A 16572-nucleotide genomic window follows, 5' to 3' on the forward strand; every position below is an offset into this window, starting at 1 on the left:
CCGCGCCCACCCCCGCACCGCGCCCGACCCCCACCGGATCCGGTCCGTCGTCCGCCGTGGTGACCGCCCAGCGCCTCCCGCTGGTCCGGCCCGCGCCCGTCGTGGCCCCGGCGCTCCAGCGGCTGCCCGCCGTGGCCCGGATCCCGCAGCCGTCCCCGGCACAGCCGCCCGCAGCGCCGCCCCCGCCCGTCGCGCAGCGCACCCTCTCGGCCGCACCTCCGTCGCCCGTCACGGCGCGGATGCTCCAGCGGGTGGCCGAACAGGCGGGTCCGGCCGGGGTGCCGCTGACCGGGGTGCCGCTGACCGCGGTGCCGGCGCGGAAGCCGACGACCGTCCAGGCAGTCCCGCCACAGCAAGCCGCCCCGCCGTCGCAGGGGGCCTCTCCACCCACCGAGACCACCGCCCCGGGCCCCGCCGACCTCGACGACCTGGCCCGGCGCCTCGTCGAGCCGGTGGGCCGCCTGCTGCGCACCGAGCTGCGCAGGGGCAGGGAGCGTGCCGGGAGGCCGTACGACATGCGCCGCTGAGCACGGACAGCACCATGACCGGACACAGGAAGCGGGACCGATGACCGACAACATCTTCGCGAGCAGCGTGTTCTTCAGCCTGACCATCGGCGGCAACGACCTGGGCGAGTTCGCCACCTGTTCGGGGCTCGGTGCCCAGGTGGAGATCGAGCAGTACGCGGAGGGCGGCAACAACGGGTTCGCCTGGCAACTGCCGGGCCGGATCACCTGGTCGAACATCACGCTGACCCGCGCGGTCACCGCGGACACCGCCAAGATCGCGCGCTGGCTGGGTGAGATCGTCCGGAAGGTCGAGCCGAAGGACGGCGAGATCGTGGCGCTGCGGCCGGACTTGAGCCGGATCGTGGGCTGGCAGGTGCTCGGGATCGTCCCGGTGCGGTGGGAGGGCCCGTCCTTCGACCCCGGCAACTCCCAGGCCGCGGTGGAGACCCTGGAGATCGCCCACGCGGGCCTGCGCCCGTCCTGACGCCACACCACCGCAGTCCGTCCCCGCCCCGCCCACGTAAGGAGCACCAGGATGTCCCCCGCGGTCCCCGCGAGCGTCACCCGGGCCCAACTGACCATCATGGAGCCCCCGGCCACGGTCGGCGCCCAGCCCGGCGGGGCGATCGCGCGGCTTCCGCTGCAGTTCAACCCGGCGACCCTGGTGCTGCGCAAGACGACGGAGTGGCGGCGCACGCCGTCCCGGATGGCGGGCCAGTCCGCGTTGCCCGAGTTCGTCGGCAGCGGTCCGCGCTCGCTCTCGCTCGACGTGTTCCTGGACTCGACCGCGACCCACGACGACTCGGTGGAGCGGGCGGTGGAGCAGCTGATGACCGCGTGCGTGCCCACCCCGACCAGCCTGGCGCGCAAGACGCCGGCCAGCCCGTGGATCCGGCTGGACTGGGGCACCCTGAAGACCACCTCGTTCAACGGGGTGCTGACCGGACTCTCGGTCACCTACACGCTCTTCGACGTGAACGGCAATCCGCTGCGCGCGGTCTGCTCGCTCACCATCGACGAGGCCAGCGTCGACCCGGCCGGCCAGAACCCGACCTCCGGCTCGCCGGAGGCCCGCAGCACCCATCGGGTGATCGCGGGCGACAGCCTGCCGCTGCTCGCCTGGCGTGCCTACGGGGACGCGACGGCCTGGCGCACGATCGCCGATGCCAACGACATCGACGATCCGCTGGCGCTGGTCCCCGGCGCGGAGCTGATCGTGCCGGGGATCGACGAACTCACCCGGGGCGGGCGGCCGTGACCACCCCCGAGGCCCGGGGCGGCCGCCCGTTCGCCGCGGATCCCGTCGTCGAGGCGCCGGGACCGCTGCCGCCGGCCTGGGCGGCCCAGCTGGTCTCCTGCGACATCGAGGAGAGCGTCGGCCTGCCCGGCACCGCCGTCCTGACCTTCCGGGACGCCGACCACACCTTCCTCGCCACGACCGGGATCACCATCGGCACGAAGGCGCGGGTGTCCGTGGTCACCGTGCAGGGACACACCCGGGTGCGGCTGTTCACCGGCGAGGTGACCGCGCTGGAGCTGGAGGTGGACACCACGGGCTCGTACACGGTGGTGCGGGCGTCGGCGGTCACCCACCGGCTGATGCGCGGGCGGCGGGTGAAGGCCTTCCGGAACATGACGACCGCCGACATCGTCCGCGAGGTCGCCGCGGGCGCGGGCCTGACCTGCGGGCGGGTCGACTCCTTCCCGGTCGTCCACCAGCAGCTGTCCCAGGCGAACGTGCCGGACTGGGAGTTCCTCCAGTTCCTGGCGCAGGAGAGCGGCGCTCAGGTGCGGGCCGACGACGACGGGCGGCTGGAGTTCGTCCGGCCCGATCCCGCGTCCGGCGCGCCGGCCCCCTCCACCCCCGCGCCGCAGAGCCCGATGGTCCTGGAGTACGGCCGCAACCTGCTGGAACTGCGCGGCGTGCTGACCGGCGCCGCGGGCGCGGACACCGTCGAGGCGCGCGGCTGGAACGTCACCACCAAGAGCGCCCTGGTCGCCGCCGAACCGTCGGTGACCTCCCTGACCGTGCAGCCGGGCATGAGCCCTTCGCAGGCGGCCTCCGCCTTCCCCGGCCCGGCCCGGCTGACCGTCTCCGACACCCCGTACCGCACCCAGGCGCAGACGACCGCCGCGGCGCGGTCACTGGCCGCCTCGGTGGCCGCCGGATTCGGCGAGCTGGAAGCGGTCGTCGAGGGCAACCCGCGGCTGCGGGCGGGCACCGCGGTCGCCCTGGGGAACGTCGGCGCCGCCTTCTCCGGCCGCTACACCGCCACCGGGGTGCGCCACCTCCTCGAACCGTTCCGCGGCTACCGGACCACCGTCGTCGTCAGCGCGGCGCCCGACCGCTCCCTGGCCGGGCTGGTCACCGGGGGCAACGCGCCGCCGCGCGGGCCGCGGATGCCGGGCCTGGCCGTCGCCGTGGTCACCGATGTCCGGGAGCCGGGCGACGGGCGGCGCGGCTGGGTGAAGCTGAAGTTCCCCTGGCTGGACGACAGTTACGTCTCCGACTGGGTGCGCACCGTGCAGTGGGGCGGCCACGGGGGCGGTGGCGTGGTCAGCCCCGAGGTCAACGACGAGGTACTGGTCGGCTTCGAGCAGGGCGACCTCGACAGCCCCTACGTGCTCGGCGGGCTCTACAACGGTGTGGACCGGCCCTCGCCGCACGACGTGCCGCTCGTCGACGCGGCGGCCGGCACGGTCAACCGCCGTTCCGTCGTGTCCCGTTCGGGCCACCGCCTGGAGCTGCTCGACGTGCCCGGCGGCGCCTCGGGCGTCCGCCTGGCCAGCGGGGACGGGAAGTTGGAAGTCAGGCTGGACCAGCAGAACGGGGAGATCGTCCTCACCGTCCACGGCGCCGGCGGTGCGGCGGGGAGCATGCTGCGCCTCTCCGCCTCCGGCATCACCCTCGACGCGGGCACCGGTGAGGTCAACGTGCGCGGCGGATCGGTGACCGTCCGCGGCACGACGGCCGTCACCGTGGACGGCGGGGCTCAGGCCGTCCTCAAGGGTGAGTTCGTGCACATCAACTGACAGGGCATCACATAAGGAACGTGCCTGCGACCCCGACGGGCACCATCGGATTGGAGACCGCACATGCCCCCCGCAGCCCGGACCGGCGACCTCACCGATCACGGCGGCGCCCTCACCACGCCGCCGCCGGGCGCCGTCGCGGTGGAGACCGTGCTGATCGGCGGCCGGCCCGCCGCCGTGGTCGGCAGCGTGCACGCGTGCGTCCCGCACGTGGAGCTCGGCCCCGCCAACCTCGTCGAGCCCCAACTCGGGTCGGTGACCAGGGGAGTGGTCCTCATCGGCGGGCTGCCCGCGGCCCGCATGGGGGACAAGACCACCTGCGGCGCCACCATCACGTCCGGCGCGTTCAACGTCCTGATCGGAGGCGTCGCATGACCGGCAACTTCATCGGCCGCGGCTGGGCCTTCCCGCTGCGGGTGAACGCCACCGGCGGCATCGGCATGGTGGACCGGGACCGGGAGCTCGCGGAAGCCATCCGGCTGATCCTCGGCACCGCCCCCGGCGAGCGGCCGATGCGCCCGGAGTTCGGCTGCGGCATCCACGAGTACGTCTTCGCCCCGGGCGACAGCACCACCGCCGGGCGGATCGCCCGCGAGGTGCGCACCGCCCTCGAACGCTGGGAGCCGCGGATCGAGGTCGACGACGTCGCGATCGCCTTCGACAGCGTCGACGAGGGCACGCTCTACATCGACGTCCACTACACCGTGCGTGCCACCAACGACCGCCGCAACCTCGTCTTCCCCTTCTACACCATCCCGGAACACCCGGACCCGGAACCGGCGGCCGCGGCGGACGGGGGCGCGAGCTGATGGCACTGCCCTCCCCGAACCTGGACGACCGCCGCTTCCAGCAACTCGTCGACGAGGCCAAGCGGTACGTCCAGCAGCGCGCACCCGAGTGGACCGACCACAACGTCTCCGACCCGGGCGTCACCCTCATCGAGACCTTCGCCTACCTGGTCGACCAACTGCTCTACCGGCTGAACCGGGTACCGGAGAAGAACTACTCCGCCTTCCTCGACCTGCTGGGCATCCGGCTGTTCCCGCCCGCCGCGGCCCGCGCCGAGGTCGACTTCTGGCTGTCGGCCCCGCAGTCCGAAACGGTCCTGCTGCGGGCGGGCACCGAGGTCTCCACGCTGCGCACCGAGACCGACGACGCGGTGGTCTTCTCCACCGCCGAGGACCTCCCGATCGTCCCCGGCTCGCTGGAGCGGCTGGTCACCGTCTCCGCCTCCGGCGAGCAGTCCGACGTCACGGACCGGCTGGCCGACGGGACGGACGTGCCGTGCTTCCAACCGCGCCCGGAGGCCGGGGACGCCATGTTCCTCGCCCTGCCGGCCGTGGTGCCGCGGTGCATCCTCGTCGTCCGGCTCGACAGCCGGGTGGAGGGCGTCGGCGTCGACCCGCGCCAGCCGCCGCTGGCCTGGGAGGTGTGGGACGGCGCGCGCTGGATCGGCTGCGAGACCGGCAGCGACACCACCGGCGGCCTCAACCGGCCCGGCGAGGTGGTGGTGTTCGTGCCCGCCGGACACACCGCGTCGGTCGTCGGCGGCCGGCGGGCGGCTTGGCTGCGCTGCCGCGTCACCGAGCCGCAGCCCGGCCAGCCGTTCTACTCGGAGTCCCCGACCGTCCGCCGGGCCGAGGTGTTCACCGTCGGCGGCACCGCGACCGTCGTCCACGCGCAGACGGTCACTGACGCGCCGCTCGGCACGTCGGAGGGCGTCGCGGGCCAGCACTTCCGGCTCGCCAGAGCGCCGGTCCTGCTCGACGGCGAGCCTCCGGTGGTCGAGGCCTCGGGCGGCGAAGGCTGGCAGCGGTGGACGGTCGTCGAGCACTTCGGCGACTCCTCCCCGGCCGACCGGCACGTGGTGCTCGACGCGACCACCGGCGAGTTCCTCCTCCCGCCCGCCGTACGGGAACCCGACGGCAGCCTGCGCTCCTTCGGCGCGGTGCCGCCCAAGGGCGCCCGGCTGCGCGTCCCGCACTACCGCACCGGCGGCGGGACCGCCGGCAACGTCGCCCGGAGCACGATCACGGTGCTGCGCAGTTCCGTCCCGTACATCGCCCGGGTGGACAACCGCGAGGCGGCCAGGGGCGGGGTCGACGGCGAGACCGTCGAGAACGCCAAGCTGCGCGCTCCGCACCAGCTGCGGCTGCAGGAACGCGCCGTCACGGCCGGGGACTTCGAGCTGATCGCCCGGCAGGCCGCGCCGTCCGCCGCCCGGATCAGCTGCGTGCCCGGCGTCGGCGGCGAGGCGGGCGCGGTGCGCGTGCTGGTGGTGCCCGACGCGGTCGCCGACGACGGCGACCGGCTGCGCTTCGAGCAGCTGATCCCCGACGAACAGGTGCTGGCCGCCGTCGCGACGGCCCTCGACGAACGACGGCTGATCGGCACCCGGATCGTCGTGCAGCCGCCCACGTACCAGGGAGTCACGGTGGTCGCCCGGCTCACCACCCGCGCTCCCGACCCCGACCGGGTTCGTGAGGCGGTGCTCGCCGCGCTGTACCGCCACCTCAACCCGCTGCGCGGCGGCGCCGACGGCACGGGCTGGCCGTTCGGCCGGGCGGTGCAGTACGGGGAGGTGTTCGCCGTGCTCCAGCGGGTGGCCGCCGTCGCGGGGGTCGAGGAGCTGCGGCTGTTCCCGGCGGACCCGATCACCGGGCGCCGGGGCGCGCCCGCCGAGCGGGTGGAGGTCCCGCCGGACGCCCTGGTCTTCTCCCACCAGCACCAGGTCGTGGTCACCGCGTCGGCGTCGGCGTCGGCGTCGGCCGAGGACGGGCAGTCATGAGCGGGCGGTGGGAGCAGCCGCCTCCAGCCCGGCGGCCGGGAGGAGCCCCCGGGCCGGAGGCTGGGGGAGAGCTCGTCATCGGAAGGCGCGCACGGGTCAATGCCCCTGCCGAGCGGAGCGAGGTGGGAGCATGACCCGTGCCGCCGTCCCGGGGCTGCCGAGTCCGCACCCCATCGGCGAGCTGCTGCCCGCGCTCTTCGCCGACGACGACCTCGCCCAGCGGTTCACGGCCGGCCTGGACACCGTCCTCGCCCCGGTCTTCGCCACCCTGGACAACCTGCCCGCCTACTTCCGGCCCCGCCTCGCGCCGGCCGACTTCCTCGACTGGCTGGCCTCCTGGGTCGCGGTGGACGTCGACCCGGCCTGGCCGGAGGAGGTGCGCCGCGCGGTGGTCGGGCGCGCGATGGAACTCCACCGCTGGCGCGGCACCCGGCGCGGACTCACCGAGCGGCTGCGGCTGGTGCTGGGAGCCGGCGCCGAGATCACGGACGGCGGCGGTGTCTCCTGGACGACCGCGTCCGGCGCCGCCGCGCCGCCTGTGGCGAGTGGTGAGGTGCTGATCCGGGTCTGGCCCCTGCACGGTGCGGAGCCGGACGCGGACCAGGTGCTGTCCGTCGTCAGGGCGGGCTGCCCGGTTCACCTGACCTGCCGGGTGGAGATCCTGCCCAGACCACCTGGACCACCCGGACGAGCGGAGGGCTGACGGATGCCGGTGTGCCCGGACTGCGGGACGGCCAACGCGGAGGGGGACGACTTCTGCGGCAACTGCGGTGCGTACCTGGGCTGGTCGCGCGGCGCCGCGGTCAAGCCTGCGCCCGAGCCCGCGAAGGCTGCCCCCGAGCCTGCCCCCGTCGAGCCCGAGCCCGAGCCCGAGCCCGAGCCCGAGCCCGGGACCGCGCGCACCGGATCCACCTGGCGAGCGGTGTCGCGACGGGTGACGCGCGCCAGGAAGGAGCAGCCGCCCGTCCCGGACGCCGAGATGCCGGTCCCGGACCCCGAACCCACCCCGGCCCCCGAACCGCCCCCGTCTCCCGAACCGGCTCCGACTCCGGCGCCCGGCCCCGCGCCCGCCCCGCAAGCCGATCCGGTCGCCGTGGAGCCCGCCAAACCCATCCCGGCCCGCCCCGTCGTCCGGCCCTCCGCAGCCGACGAAACCCCGGACGGCCCGCCCTGCCCCCGCTGCGGCACGCCCAACCTGCCCGACCGCCGGTTCTGCCGCCGCTGTGCGGCACCGCTGACCAGCACCGCACCCGCGCCCAAGCTGCCCTGGTGGCGCACCCGTTGGCCGTTCCGACGCCGGGTGCGCATCGGAGGTGCGGGCAACGCGCTGCGCCGCACCATCGCGCTGCTCGCCCTGGTCGCAGTCGTGATCGCGGCGGTCCTGCTGTACCCGGCCGGCCGGAACGCCTTCGAGGACGTGCTGGACAAGCTCGGCAGCACCGCGCCGATCACCCCCTCGCGGGCCTCGGCGAGCGCCTCGGTCGAGGGCCATCCGGCGACCGCCGCCGACGACGGCCTCACCAACACCTACTGGGGAGCCCCCGCGATCGGGGACTCCGTCACCTTCGACTTCCGGACCCCGTTCCGGCTGGTGGACCTGATCGTCCACACCGGCGGCTCCGCGGACCCGCAGCATTTCCAGGAGCAGGCCCGCCCCCTCGTCCTGTCCCTGGAAGTCACCTCCGCGGACGGCGAGTTGCACCGCCGACAGGTGACGCTCAACGACCAGCCCGGCCCGCAGACCGTGGCGACCGGGATCAGCGACGTCATCCAGGTGAAGCTCACCGTCCGCGAGGCCGCCGGAACCGGCCCCGGCCGCACCATCGCCCTGGCGGAGGTGGAGTTCTTCAAGCGCACGTGAGCTCCGTTGCGCGAAGTCCCTTTCAGGACTGCGGCGTTGGGGCGGTGAGCGTCGGGATGTCGTACGTCGCCGTGTCGAGGGCGGAGCTCAGGTAACCGTCATCGGGCTGGCGTTGGAGCCGCACGCGTGCGGTGATCCCCCCCCGGGCACCTCGGACCAGCCGTCCTCCACGACGAAGGCGCAGGTGACGGGGACCTCCAGCTCGACGACGTCACCGGTGCCCGCTCGGCTCGCCGGGCTGTTCGCCACCCTCCCGGCACGGGAGTTGTGCTGAGCGTCAGCGGTGTTCGCGTCCGCGTCCGCTCCGGGCGGCGACGCCGACCACCTGCTCCGTGACGGTCAGCACGCCGCAGGACTCCGCCACGTAGCGCAGCGCGTGCCAGTGCCGCTGCTCGTCGTAGTCGGCCAGCGCGTCGGCGACGAAGAAGGCCTGGAGCCCGAGGGCGAACGCGTCCGCCGTCGTCAGCAGGCAGCCGAGGTGGGCGTGGACGCCGGTGACGAGCAGCTGGTTGCGGCCGTGCAGGGCGAGCAGGGCGCTGAGGATCGTGCCGTGGAAGGCGCTGTAGCGGTGTTTGGTGACGACGGTCTCGCCCGGCAGCGGTTCGAGGAGGCCGGTGATCCGGTGGTCGTCAAGCAGGTGGCCGAGGCCCGGTCCCCGGAACTCGGTGAGCAGACCGTGCGCCGAGGCGGGCCGGCGCGGCGGCTGGGCCGTGTAGACGACCGGGACGCCGGCGCGGCGGCAGGCGACGAGCAGGCGGCCGATGTTGCGGGCGGCCGGTCCGCCGGGGTGGTCCTGGCCGAAGGCGCGCAGGAAGTGGTTCTGCATGTCGTGCACGAGGAGGACGGCCCGGGCGGGTTCGAGGCTCCAGTCCACGCGGTTGAAGGAGAGGCAGCGCGCGTCCGGCAGGTCGTAGGGCTCGATTCGGGGCAGGGGCATGCGGTTCTCCTCCAGCGGGACGCGAGCGCGTGTCCGCGCACGGCCCGTCTTCCGGAGAGTGTGTGCCCGCCCGGAACGCGCGGCCTATGGCGCGCCGACGGCGCACGGGAGACCGGCGCGCCGCCGACCGGCTCAGCGGGCTCACCACGGTGGGTCACCGGCGCCGCCGGACACGCCGAAGCCCGCCCCGGGTGCGCCCCGTCGTCCGGCCCGCCCGTCGGCGGCGCGCCACGACCTGGCGGATGTGCAGCCCGGCCGTGGCCGAGAACCGGGCGGACGCGGGGCCGGCCGGAATGCAGTGCGAACTGGCATGATCGGTTGCCTCCGCACTGCCCGACGGGTGAGTCGAAGTGCCGGAGCGCGGCGTTACCGGCTCATCGATGGTGGCCGGTTGCTCCGACCGTCCAGGCCGACCGGGCCCCGGGCATCGCCCGGGATCCGCCTGACCCCTCCGGCGACCGCACCTTCGTCAAAGCCGGAGGTGCGACGCCCCGTTGAGGTCGAGGATCGTGCCGGAGGCCCACGTCGCCTCGGGGGAGGCGAGGTAGAGCACGGCGGCGGCGACCTCCTGCGGGGTGCCGACCCGGCCGAACGGGCTCTGCTCGCGCAGGGCCTGGCCGGACGGGCCGGTCAGGCGGTCGGCGACGCGGTCGGTGGCGGTGAAGCCGGGGGCGACCGACGTGACCGCGATGCCGTGCGGGGCGAGGGCGACGGCGAGGGACTGGCCGAGGGCGTGCAGGGCGGCCTTGCTCGCGCCGTACGCGGGGTGGTCGGGCTCGCCGCGGAAGGCGCCGCGCGAGCCGATGTGGACGATCCGGCCGGGGGCGCCGCGGGCGACGAGGCGGCGGGCGACGCAGTAGCTGAGGTTCGCGGCGCCCAGCAGGTTGACGTCCACCATCCGGCGCCAGACCCGCTGCCAGTCCTCGTACGACACTTCGGCCACGGGGTGGGCGTTCGCCGCCGAGGTGGCAACGGCGGCGTTGTTGACCAGGACGTCCACCCCGCCGAGCCGTGTCTCCGCGGTCTCGGCGATCCGCTCGGCCGTGTCGGGATCGCCGAGGTCGCCGCCCACCATGATGTGCCCCTCGCCGGGCAGGGCGGCCAGCGTCGCCTCGGCCCGGGCGGCGTCCGAGCCGTAGTGCACGGCGACGTGGTCGCCCCGGGCGGCGAAGGCGTGGGCCACGGCTCGGCCGATGCCCCGGGAGGCGCCGGTGACGAGGACGCCCCTCGGCGAGCCTGCCGGGCTCGCCAGGCTCGCCGGGCTCGCCAGGCTCGCCGGGCTCGCCGGGCTCGCCGGGCTCATCGGGCTCATCGGGCGAACATCCGGGACTCGTCGCGGAACGCCTTGAACTCCAGGGCGTTCCCGGCCGGGTCGAGCAGGAACATCGTCCACTGCTCGGCCGGCTGCCCGGCGAAGCGCAGCGTCGGCTCGATGACGAACGCGGTGCCGGCCTCCGTCAGCCGCCGGGCGAGTGCGTGGAAGGCGTCGACGTTCAGCACCAGCCCGAAGTGCGGTACGGGGACGGAGTGGCCGTCCACGGTGCCGTGTCCGGCGGCGTCCGGGCGGGGGCCGGCCACGAGGTGCGTCACCAGCTGGTGGCCGTGGAAGTCCCAGTCGACCCAGTGGTCGGTCGAGCGGCCCTCCGGGAGGCCGAGCACGTCGCCGTAGAACGCGCGGGACCGGGCCAAGTCGTCGACCGGGATGGCGAGATGAAAGGCAGGACGGGTCATGCCCCCACCTTGATCCGCGTCATGTCCTGATGTCAACATTGGAACATGACGGATGAACCCTTGCGGAAGGCGGTTCGGCGCGGGCTCGCCGACGAGGTCGCGGACTCGGTCCGCGAGGCGGTCTTCGACGGGCGCTTCCCGCCCGGCGCCGCGCTGCGGGAGGTCGAGCTGGCCGAGTCGCTGGGCGTGAGCCGCGGCGCCGTGCGCGAGGGGCTCGCCCAGCTGCAGCGCGAGGGGCTGATCCGTACCGGCTGGCACCGTCCGACCACCGTCGTGGAGGCGACGGCCGCCGACGTGGAGGAGGTCTACCGCGTCCGCGCCGCGCTCGACCGCCTGGCGGCCGTCACCGCGATGCGGCGCGCGACGCCGCCGCAGCTCGACGAACTCGACCGGCTCGTCGACGAGATGGCCGCCGAACTCGCCGCCGGCGCCGGGGTGCCGCGCCTGCTCGCCCTCGACATGGCCTTCCACGACCGGATCTACGAGGCCGCCGGGAACCGCCGGCTGACCGAGGCCTGGCAGGCCGTGCGGTCCCAGGTGTTCCTCTTCCAGCTGCAGCGGGTGACGCTCGCCCGCGGTCAGTACCGCGCACTCGTCGTCGACGAGCACCGCGAACTCGCCCGGCTGCTCCGGGCGGGCGGCGCCGAGGACGAGCTCGACCGGCTCGCCGCCGAGCACGTCGATGTCGCCCGGCGTAGCTTGCTGGCGCTCCTCCCGGAGGCCGCCGACCAGGGCTGAGCGGGGGCCTCCGGGCCCTGGTCGGCGGCGAGCACCGGGCTGCTCGGGGCGGGAGGCGCGGACTGTCGGCCCTCTCCCGAGGCCACCGACCGAGGCCCCCTCCCGAGGGCGACCGGCCGAGGGCGACCGGGGCCGGCCGGCGGTGATCGCCACCGCCCGTGGTCACGACGCCCGCTCGGCGTCCCGCCACAGCGGAAGGTCCAGGAGGACGGTGAGACCGCCGCCGGGCGTCTCCTCCAGCCGGATGCCCCCGCCGTTGGCCGTGACGAGCCGGTGGACGATGGCGAGGCCGAGCCCGGTGCCGCGGGCCTTGGTGTTGCCGAAGCGGCGGAAGGCCTGTTCCCGGGCCTCGGGGGTCATACCGGGGCCGTCGTCGACGACCCTCAGCCGGACGGCGTCCGGCCCCCGGGTGCTGTCGACGGTCACCGTGCCGCCCTCGGGGACGGCGTCGAGGGCGTTGGCCAGCAGGTTGTCCAGGACCTGCTCCAGGTGGTCGGGCCCCAGCGCGACGACCGGCCCGGCGCCCGGTCCTCCGCCAGGCCCGCCGCCCGCGCCGCGGAACGTGAGCCGGATCGCCTTCTCCTGCGCGACCGGCTCCCAGGCCGCCACCCGGTCCGCCGCGACCTCGTCCACCCGCACCGCCACCGGCTTCGGCACGGTCTGCTCGGCGCGCGCCACCGCGAGCAGCCCGTCCACGAGCCGCGAGAGCCGGGCCACCTCGTCCTGGGCGGAGGCCAGCAGCTCCGGCGCGCTGTCGGGCGCGGCGGTGGCCAGGAGGTCGAGCCGCAGCCGCAGGGCGGCGAGCGGGGTGCGCAGCTGGTGCGAGACGTCGGCGACGACGGCCTGGTGGCCGTGGATCAGTGCCTCCGTCCGGGCGGCCATGGTGTTGAACGTGGCGGCGAGGCGGCGCACCTCCGGCGGGCCGCCGGACACCGCGGCGCGCTCGCCCAGGCGGCCCTCGCCGAGCTGCCGCGCGGCCGTGTCCAGGGTGGTCAGCGGACGCCCGACCCAGCGGGCGAGGCGCACCGACACCAGGGCGGAGACCGCGACGCCGGCGACGGCGACCAGGCCGATCCAGGCCCACGCGATGGTGATCCGGTCGTCCAGCGGGTCGGTGGAGCGGGACAGGACGACGGCGCCGGTCGGCTGGCGGAAGGTGCCGACGGGCTCGGTGGCCAGCAGCCGTCCGTGCGCCTCGGGCGGCGCGGGTTCCCGTCCGCCCAGCGCCTCGCGCACCAGCTGCTCGGTCCGGTCGTGCGGGAGCACCGGGCACGGGGTCGCGCCGATCAGCTGCCCGTGCGCGTCGAAGACGGCGGCGCAGTCCCCGGCCTTCGCCGCGGCCGCGAGGTCCGCGGACATCCCGGTCGTCGGCTCCCGGTCCGAGAGGTGCTCCTCCGCCGAGGCGGCGATCACCCGGGCGGCGGCCTGCGCCTCGTCCCGGAAGGCGAGGCGCTCGCGCTCGGTGATGGACAGGCCGAGCGGCACCGCCGCCGCGGCCACCAGCACGACGGACAGCACGAGCAGGGCGAGGACGATCCTGCGGGTCACGGCGTCTGCGCGACCTCTCCGAGCCGGAAGCCCCGCCCGTACGCGGTCTCGATCAGGCCCGGGACGGCGAGCTTGCGGCGCAGGGCGGCCACGTGGACGTCGACGACCTTGGTCGGCCCGTACCAGTGCGCGTCCCAGGCGCTCTCCAGGATCTCCTGGCGGGTCACCACCCGGCCGGGGTCGGTCGCGAGGCAGGCGAGGATGTCGAACTCCTTGGGCGTCAGGGCGACCTCCTGCCCGTGGACCGTCACCCGGCGGGTGCGCCGGTCGACGGTGAGCGGGCCGTGGCGCACCGGCTCCTGCTCCGAGGGGCGGGTGCGGCGCAGCACGGCGCGCAGGCGGGCGAGCAGCTCGGCGAGGCCGAAGGGCTTCACCAGGTAGTCGTCGGCGCCCTCGTCCAGGGCCAGGACGCGGTCGGCCTCCTCGCCGCGCGCCGTGACCGCGATGATCGCCGCGTCCGAGCGCTGCCGGATCCGCCGGCACACCTCGACGCCGTCCAGGTCCGGCAGGCCGAGGTCGAGGAGCAGGACGTCGGGGGCGGGGGCCGTCAGGGCGGCGCGGCCCGTGCCGACGCTCTCCGCGCGGTACCCGGCCTGCCGCAGGCCCCGCACGAGGGAGTCCGCGATCACCGGGTCGTCCTCCACCACCAGCACCCGCAGGGAGCCGGTCTCCGCCGCCGCACTCATCCCGTTCCGATCGTCTCCGTCGCACGCGGCGGCCCGTTCGCCGCCCACCGACATAGTGCCTGGTGCGCGGCCATCGGTCAGAATCCCGGGCGGGAGGTGCCGGTCTCGTCGGGCCCCGACGCGCGGTGGTGTCCGTCGTGCGCGTGGGCGACGTGCTGCGGCTTCCCGCTGTCCCAGTGACCGGCCAGCGCGGGCCCGTACAGGGACAGCGCCGCACCGGCGGTCAGCGCGAGTGCCAGCACCGACCACCGCCGGCTCCGCCCGCGCACCGGGGCGGTTCCGCGCCGGGCGGCCCGCCGTCCCGGCAGGTCCGCGCCGACCAGCCGCGGCAGCCGCCAGACGTACGCCAGCACGTGCAGGCCCGTGACGCCCGCCCAGCACCAGAAGCTCGCCTTGTGCAGGAACAGCACCGGCAGTCCGAACGCGTCCCGCCCGCCGAGCGCCAGCGTGCAGCCGGTGGCCAGGACGGCGACGGTGAGGAGCACGACCAGCGGGGCCAGCAGCCGCAGCGGCGTGGCCGGCGGTCCCTGGCGGCGGTAGGCGGGCGAGCCGGCGTAGTAGCGCACGAAGCGGTAGCCGGTGACGGCCGCCTTGAGCGCGACCGGCCCGATGAGGGCGAGCCCGATGACGAAGTGCCAGGTGAGCAACTGGTCGAGGAACAGGATCGTCACGCCCTGGGCGGCGAACAGCACCAGCAGTACCGACCCGACGAGGGCGGTGAGCCGCCTGTTCCCCTCCGGGCCCGTGTCCTGGACGGCCATCCCGCCCGACGTGTTCCCGCTACCGATTCCGGACACCCGCCCGCCCCTTCGACCGATTCACCGTGCGTCACCGGCCGCTGGCGCGCCGACAACGGGCAGCAGTCTGCCGGACCACTTCCTAAGAACCGGTTCAGCCGAAGGGCCGACGGAGTAACGTCCGTCGCGTACCCGTCATGGCAGCCTCACCCGCCGAGAGAGGAACCACCATGTCCGACTCCCCGCAGATCGACGTCGTCCGTCGCTTCTACGACGCCCGGGGCGACCTCGACGTCATCCGCTCGGTCGTGGCCGAGGACGCCCGCTGGGACGTGACGGTGGGATTCCCCAACGGGGGCGTCTACGAGGGCCTGGACCGCATCGTCGGCGACTTCTTCCCCTTCCTCGCCGACTTCAGCGAGTTCCAGTGCATCGGCGACGCCTTCTACGAGGACGGCGACCAGGTCATCGTCCTCGGCCGCTACCTCGGCACCACCACCAAGGGCAAGCAGGTCACCTCGCGCTTCGCCCACTTCTTCACCCTCCGGGCCGGCCGGATCACCCAACTCCGCCAGACCTCCGACACCCTCCCCATCGCCCGCGCCCTGGAAGACTGACACCCGGTCGGCCCACCCCCGCTGCCGGCGTCGGGCCGATGAGCAAACGACGTTACGTGGCCCGGGGCGTGCCGGGTGGCTACCGGATCTGGAACACCAAGATCGGGCGCTGGTGGGGGGACCTGTACGAGCTCTGCCCGGACGACCTCCTGACGGAGCTGAACCGGTCTCCTCGGCGACCGGGCGCACGGTTGGACGGATCCGCGGGCGGCCCGTCGACCGGGGCGGGGGCTGCTCGGGTGGTGCCGTCCCTGGTCAGGGCTCGCCCGAGCCCCGTTGTCGGGGCGCCCGCCCGGTGCTGCGGCCGGCTGCGCCGGGGCCGGTTCCGTCCTTCGACCTGGCTCGAAATGGTGGCCCCGGTGGCACGATCCACCTGCGCGGACCCGTTGCGCGCGGCAGGTTCGTCGCGCTCACCCCCTGTACACGGGCGGGCACCCTGTGGTGACATGCTCGCGTCAGATTCCGGGGTGGGGCCCGGGACGACCGCGCCCGCCCCGGTCCCGTGGACGATCGAAGGGAAAGCCCATGCTGCTCCGCGTGCTGGCCGCGACCGGTATCGCCGCATCGCTCGTCGGTTCACCGGCGTTCGGCGCCGACTCGCTCCCGACACCGCCCGACCGGATCGTCATCGACGTCGCGACGGTCAACGGTTCCGGCTGCCCGGTGGGGACGACCGCCATCGCCGTCTCGCCGGACAACACCGCCTTCACCGTCACCTACAGCACCTACCTCGCCCAGGTGGGCGTCGGGTCGAAGCCCACCGACTTCCGGAAGAACTGTCAGCTCAACCTCCGCGTGCACGTGCCCCAGGGCTTCACCTACGCGATCGCCTCCACCGACTACCGCGGCTATGCCCACCTGGAGAACGGAGCGAGCGGCATCCAGCGGGCCGGCTACTACTTCCAGGGCCAGTCGCAGACCACCTACCAGGCCCACCGCTTCAACGGCCCGCGCGACGACAACTGGCAGGCCACGGACACCGTCGACGTCGCCGCACTGGTCTGGGCCCCCTGCGGGGAGGAGCGCAACTTCAACATCAACACCGAACTGCGGGTCGCCGCCGGCACCTCGGACCCGACCAGCACCACGAGCTTCATGACGATGGACTCGACCGACGGCAGCATCAACACCGTCTACCACCTCGCCTGGAAGCAGTGCCCCTGACCCCGCCGAGCCCACGCCCGTCCCGGCCCTCCGGGACGGGCGTTCGCGCTCCGGCTCGTCCGGTGTCGGTGCCATCTGCCGGGATCTGCGGGCACGTTCGGAACGTCGCCGCGCCGGCGGCCGTGAAGGGGGAGGACCCGCATGCTCAGGGGAAGACGCCCGGGCACCTCGGACGGCTGGCGCGTTCCCGTCTGTCGGCTGTCAGTCCCTGCCCGTAGGGTGA

Annotated in this window: 18 protein-coding genes; 12 read left to right on the top strand and 6 right to left on the bottom strand. The window is 74.7% G+C overall.

Annotated elements, in window-relative coordinates; all coding sequences use genetic code 11:
- Positions 1-59 precede the first annotated feature (59 nt).
- The 9 genes from ACWCXH_RS08015 (at position 60) to ACWCXH_RS08055 (ending at position 8191) form a co-directional block, all read left to right on the top strand.
- Positions 60-527, top strand: coding sequence for a hypothetical protein (locus ACWCXH_RS08015; RefSeq protein ID WP_449800496.1), 468 nt, complete (start codon positions 60-62; stop codon positions 525-527).
- Between the two features lie 40 nt (positions 528-567).
- Positions 568-993 carry a phage tail protein gene (locus ACWCXH_RS08020; protein ID WP_449800497.1) on the top strand — a complete coding sequence of 142 codons (426 nt, stop codon included), beginning with the start codon at positions 568-570 and terminating at the stop codon, positions 991-993.
- 51 nt (positions 994-1044) lie between these two features.
- A complete protein-coding gene (locus tag ACWCXH_RS08025; RefSeq protein ID WP_449800498.1) occupies positions 1045-1767 on the top strand; it encodes a CIS tube protein in 723 nt (240 codons plus the stop codon).
- On the top strand, positions 1764-3542 hold the full coding sequence (locus ACWCXH_RS08030; RefSeq protein WP_449800499.1) for a VgrG-related protein: 1779 nt from the start codon (positions 1764-1766) through the stop codon (positions 3540-3542). Before ACWCXH_RS08025 ends, ACWCXH_RS08030 begins: the two co-directional genes overlap by 4 nt.
- A gap of 63 nt (positions 3543-3605) precedes the next feature.
- Positions 3606-3917, top strand: coding sequence for a PAAR domain-containing protein (locus ACWCXH_RS08035; RefSeq protein WP_449800500.1), 312 nt, complete (start codon positions 3606-3608; stop codon positions 3915-3917).
- Complete coding sequence (locus ACWCXH_RS08040) at positions 3914-4351, top strand: GPW/gp25 family protein (protein WP_449800501.1); 438 nt, start codon at positions 3914-3916, stop codon at positions 4349-4351. Before ACWCXH_RS08035 ends, ACWCXH_RS08040 begins: the two co-directional genes overlap by 4 nt.
- Entirely contained in the window at positions 4351-6330 is a 1980-nt protein-coding gene (locus ACWCXH_RS08045) for a putative baseplate assembly protein (protein ID WP_449800502.1), read from the top strand. The genes ACWCXH_RS08040 and ACWCXH_RS08045 overlap by 1 nt, the downstream gene beginning before the upstream one ends.
- Positions 6331-6460: 130 nt before the next feature.
- A complete protein-coding gene (locus tag ACWCXH_RS08050; RefSeq protein WP_449800503.1) occupies positions 6461-7033 on the top strand; it encodes a phage tail protein I in 573 nt (190 codons plus the stop codon).
- Positions 7034-7036: 3 nt separating this feature from the next.
- Positions 7037-8191 carry an NADase-type glycan-binding domain-containing protein gene (locus ACWCXH_RS08055; RefSeq protein ID WP_449800504.1) on the top strand — a complete coding sequence of 385 codons (1155 nt, stop codon included), beginning with the start codon at positions 7037-7039 and terminating at the stop codon, positions 8189-8191.
- A gap of 277 nt (positions 8192-8468) precedes the next feature.
- Here the strand turns inward: ACWCXH_RS08055 and ACWCXH_RS08060 are convergent, their stop codons facing one another.
- From ACWCXH_RS08060 to ACWCXH_RS08070, 3 genes are all read right to left on the bottom strand, one after another.
- Positions 8469-9128, bottom strand: coding sequence for an isochorismatase family protein (locus ACWCXH_RS08060; protein ID WP_449800505.1), 660 nt, complete (start codon positions 9126-9128; stop codon positions 8469-8471).
- 469 nt (positions 9129-9597) lie between these two features.
- Positions 9598-10440 carry an SDR family NAD(P)-dependent oxidoreductase gene (locus tag ACWCXH_RS08065; RefSeq protein ID WP_449800506.1) on the bottom strand — a complete coding sequence of 281 codons (843 nt, stop codon included), beginning with the start codon at positions 10438-10440 and terminating at the stop codon, positions 9598-9600.
- Positions 10437-10859 carry a VOC family protein gene (locus ACWCXH_RS08070; protein ID WP_449800507.1) on the bottom strand — a complete coding sequence of 141 codons (423 nt, stop codon included), beginning with the start codon at positions 10857-10859 and terminating at the stop codon, positions 10437-10439. Before ACWCXH_RS08070 ends, ACWCXH_RS08065 begins: the two co-directional genes overlap by 4 nt.
- 45 nt (positions 10860-10904) lie before the next feature.
- On the opposite strand from ACWCXH_RS08070, the gene ACWCXH_RS08075 reads away from it, so the two are divergent.
- Positions 10905-11597 carry a GntR family transcriptional regulator gene (locus ACWCXH_RS08075; RefSeq protein WP_449800508.1) on the top strand — a complete coding sequence of 231 codons (693 nt, stop codon included), beginning with the start codon at positions 10905-10907 and terminating at the stop codon, positions 11595-11597.
- Between the two features lie 162 nt (positions 11598-11759).
- Here the strand turns inward: ACWCXH_RS08075 and ACWCXH_RS08080 are convergent, their stop codons facing one another.
- The 3 genes from ACWCXH_RS08080 to ACWCXH_RS08090 form a co-directional block, all read right to left on the bottom strand.
- Entirely contained in the window at positions 11760-13145 is a 1386-nt protein-coding gene (locus tag ACWCXH_RS08080) for a sensor histidine kinase (protein ID WP_449800509.1), read from the bottom strand.
- Entirely contained in the window at positions 13142-13831 is a 690-nt protein-coding gene (locus ACWCXH_RS08085; RefSeq protein ID WP_449800510.1) for a response regulator transcription factor, read from the bottom strand. The genes ACWCXH_RS08080 and ACWCXH_RS08085 overlap by 4 nt, the downstream gene beginning before the upstream one ends.
- A 77-nt stretch (positions 13832-13908) precedes the next feature.
- A complete protein-coding gene (locus ACWCXH_RS08090; protein ID WP_449800511.1) occupies positions 13909-14628 on the bottom strand; it encodes a hypothetical protein in 720 nt (239 codons plus the stop codon).
- A 170-nt stretch (positions 14629-14798) separates the two neighbouring features.
- Between ACWCXH_RS08090 and ACWCXH_RS08095 the strand changes: the two genes are divergently transcribed.
- Positions 14799-15185, top strand: a complete 387-nt coding sequence (locus ACWCXH_RS08095; RefSeq protein ID WP_449800512.1) for a nuclear transport factor 2 family protein — start codon at positions 14799-14801, stop codon at positions 15183-15185.
- Positions 15186-15710: 525 nt separating this feature from the next.
- Positions 15711-16349 carry a DUF4360 domain-containing protein gene (locus tag ACWCXH_RS08100; protein WP_449800513.1) on the top strand — a complete coding sequence of 213 codons (639 nt, stop codon included), beginning with the start codon at positions 15711-15713 and terminating at the stop codon, positions 16347-16349.
- Positions 16350-16572 lie beyond the last annotated feature (223 nt).

This window comes from Kitasatospora sp. NPDC001660, from assembly GCF_053596725.1.